The 2,713-nt window shown below is 75.5% G+C and carries 3 protein-coding genes and 1 pseudogene; 1 reads left to right on the top strand and 3 read right to left on the bottom strand.

Annotated features, from left to right (window positions below; translation table 11 throughout):
* Positions 1-382: pseudogene (locus L7D48_RS27945) on the bottom strand (hypothetical protein); the annotation flags it as partial.
* A gap of 38 nt (positions 383-420) precedes the next feature.
* Between L7D48_RS27945 and L7D48_RS27940 the strand changes: the two are divergent.
* Positions 421-1,623, top strand: coding sequence for a cystathionine gamma-synthase (locus L7D48_RS27940; RefSeq protein WP_237883750.1), 1,203 nt, complete (start codon positions 421-423; stop codon positions 1,621-1,623).
* 91 nt (positions 1,624-1,714) lie between these two features.
* On the opposite strand, the gene L7D48_RS27935 is transcribed toward L7D48_RS27940, so the two are convergent.
* Together L7D48_RS27935 and L7D48_RS27930 are read right to left on the bottom strand one after the other, a co-directional pair.
* Positions 1,715-2,122, bottom strand: a complete 408-nt coding sequence (locus L7D48_RS27935) for a TraR/DksA C4-type zinc finger protein (protein ID WP_237883748.1) — start codon at positions 2,120-2,122, stop codon at positions 1,715-1,717.
* Between the two features lie 116 nt (positions 2,123-2,238).
* Positions 2,239-2,565 (bottom strand): TraR/DksA C4-type zinc finger protein, encoded by a 327-nt coding sequence (locus tag L7D48_RS27930; RefSeq protein WP_237883746.1) that lies wholly within the window; start codon positions 2,563-2,565, stop codon positions 2,239-2,241.
* Positions 2,566-2,713: the final 148 nt, after the last annotated feature.

The raw sequence follows: 2,713 nt of genomic DNA, 5'->3' as shown, positions 1-2,713 counted from the left end.
CCGCCGGGGGGGTCTGCTCCGCGGGGGGCGCCGGGGTGGTGCGCGAGCGCGCCAGTTCCACGGCCGCGGCGCCCGCCAGGGACTGCACGCGCTGCCAGCGCAGTTCCCAGTCGTCGCCGGTCAGCGCGAGCAGCCGTGCGACGGGCTGCCAGTCCTGGGTCCGCTGGGTCTCCTCCAGCGCCTCGATCAGCTCCGGGTCGGGGCCGGGCAGCCGTACGTCGAGCCGCTCGGGCGGTACGAGGCCGTAGCGGTCCGGATCGCCTACGGCCCGGATGCCGGGGGATCCCCCGGAACCGGTCAGCTCCCGGCGGCGGCGGACCGCGGGCACGATCAGCAGGCCGACGACGGCGGCGGTGGCGATGAGGAACAGCAGGGCTTCCATGCCTCCACCGTACGGCCCGCGGGGCTAGGCTCGTGGCCATGAACGACCAGCACGCAGCACGGGACGAGGCGCGGGACGCGGAGCAGAACGCGGCGCGTACCCCGGCGCAGCACTTCGAGACCCTCGCCATCCACGCCGGGCAGGAGCCCGACGCCGCCACCGGGGCGGTGGTACCGCCGATCCACCAGGTCTCCACGTTCAAACAGGACGGGGTGGGGGGCCTGCGCGGCGGTTACGAGTACAGCCGCAGCGCCAACCCGACCCGCACCGCGCTGGAGGAGAACCTCGCGGCGCTGGAGGGCGGGCGGCGCGGGCTGGCGTTCGCCTCCGGGCTGGCCGCCGAGGACTGCCTGCTGAGGACCCTGCTCACCCCCGGCGACCACGTGGTCATCCCGAACGACGCCTACGGCGGCACCTTCCGGCTGTTCGCGAAGGTCGCCGAGCGGTGGGGCGTGGAGTGGGACGTGGCGGACTCCTCCGACCCGGCGGCCGTGCGCGCCGCGCTGCGCCCGCGTACGAAGGCGGTGTGGGTGGAGACCCCGTCCAACCCGCTGCTGGGCATCGCCGACATCGCGGCGCTGGCCGACGTGGCCCGTACGGCGGGCGCCCGTCTGGTGGTGGACAACACCTTCGCCAGCCCCTATCTGCAGCAGCCGCTGGTGCTCGGCGCGGACGTGGTGGTGCACTCCACGACCAAGTACATGGGCGGTCACTCCGACGTGGTCGGCGGCGCGCTGATCACCGCCGACACCGCGCTGGGCGAGGAGCTGGCCTTCCACCAGAACGCCATGGGCGCCATCGCCGGGCCGTTCGACTCCTGGCTGGTGATGCGCGGCGTCAAGACGCTGGCGGTGCGCATGGACCGGCACTGCGCCAACGCCGCGCGGGTCACCGAGCTGCTCGTCTCCCACCCGAAAGTCGTCCAGGTGTACTACCCGGGGCTGGAGACGCACCCCGGGCACGAGGTGGCGGCCAAGCAGATGCGCGATTTCGGCGGCATGGTCTCCTTCCGGGTCGCCGGGGGCGAGGAGGCGGCGGTCGAGGTGTGCAACCGGGCGGAGCTGTTCACGCTCGGGGAGTCGCTGGGCGGGGTGGAGTCCCTGATCGAGCACCCCGGCCGGATGACGCACGCCTCGGCGGCGGGCTCGGCGCTCGAGGTGCCCTCGGATCTGGTGCGGCTGTCGGTGGGCATCGAGGCGGCCGACGACCTGGTGGCGGACCTGGCGCAGGCGCTGGGCTGAGCCCGGGCCGTACGGGGTGTCGGCGGGGACCGCGGCGGGGCCGCGGTCCCCGCCGCCTTGTGCGGGGCGGCGCGGGGCGGGCGCCCCGGTGTCACCGCCGTGGCTCTCCGGCCCGCCGGCAGTGCGCGCAGTACCGGGTCTGCGGGACGATCTCCAGCATGCGCGGGGGGATGGGGCGGGAGCACAGCAGGCAGCGGCCGTAGCCGCCCCGGTCCATCCGCTCCAGAGCGGCCTCCACGTCGGCCAGGACCATCCGGGCGGACTCCGCGAGCCGGGCGTCGATCTCGGCGAGTTCGGCGGTCCCGGCGCGTTCCGTGGTCCCGGCCCACGCCGCCTCGGCCCGCGCCGCCCCGGGCCGCGCTGTCCCGGGACGGGGGAGGCCGAACCCCCGCAGCTGGTCGAGGCGGAAGCGGCGCTGCTCCTCCAGGTCCTCGCGCAGCGCGGCCAGTTCCCGGTGGGTGAGAGCGGCGTCGTGGACGCCGGTGGCCTGGTCGTTCATGGGTCACGTCCTCGTGCGGGTGACGCGGGTGGTACGCGGGGCGGGCATTGCGGCGGGGGCGGGGGTGTGCGGTGTCCGCGCCCCCGCCGCCCCCGTTCCGCCAGCCGGACACGCCGTCAGGCGGAGCGCTGCTGGCAGCCGACGCAGCGGCTCGCGTACGGCAGGATCTCCAGCCGCTCGGCCGGGATGGCGCTGGCGCAGCCCTCACAGACCCCGTAGGTGCCGTTCTCCAGCCGGGCGAACGCCAGGTCGATCTCCGCCAGCACCCGGCGGACGGAGTCCGTCTGGACGGCCAGCAGGTCCGCGGACGCCTGATCCGCGGCCTCCTCGACGGCGTCGAGCTGGGAGAGGCGGGAGTCGCGTTCGTGCTCCAGGCGCAGACGCACGTCGTGCGCCGGGAGGCGTTCGGGAGGGTCCGCGGAGCGGGCCGCGTCGATCGTCATCGCGGTCGTGTTCCTTCCGGGCTGAGGGAGACCGATGGCATACGGGAGGGCGCGCGGCCCGTCCCCGGGGGGAGGGGCCACGCGCCCCTGCGCTCCCACCATGGACGGCGCGCCGTCCGCGGTCCATCGGTGGCGCCACCCATTCGGG

Origin of the sequence: Streptomyces sp. ICN903, from assembly GCF_022015835.1 — a bacterium.
GTDB classification, from domain to species: Bacteria; Actinomycetota; Actinomycetes; order Streptomycetales; family Streptomycetaceae; genus Streptomyces; species Streptomyces fenghuangensis.
This window is presented reverse-complemented; position numbering and strand designations above follow the sequence as displayed.

What these genes read in the sequence shown, in the direction of transcription:
- L7D48_RS27940 (WP_237883750.1), top strand. Translation starts at nt 421, where the DNA reads ATGAACGACCAGCACGCAGCACGGGACGAGGCGCGGGACGCGGAGCAG.
- L7D48_RS27935 (WP_237883748.1), bottom strand. Translation starts at nt 2,122, where the DNA reads ATGAACGACCAGGCCACCGGCGTCCACGACGCCGCTCTCACCCACCGG.
- L7D48_RS27930 (WP_237883746.1), bottom strand. Translation starts at nt 2,565, where the DNA reads ATGACGATCGACGCGGCCCGCTCCGCGGACCCTCCCGAACGCCTCCCG.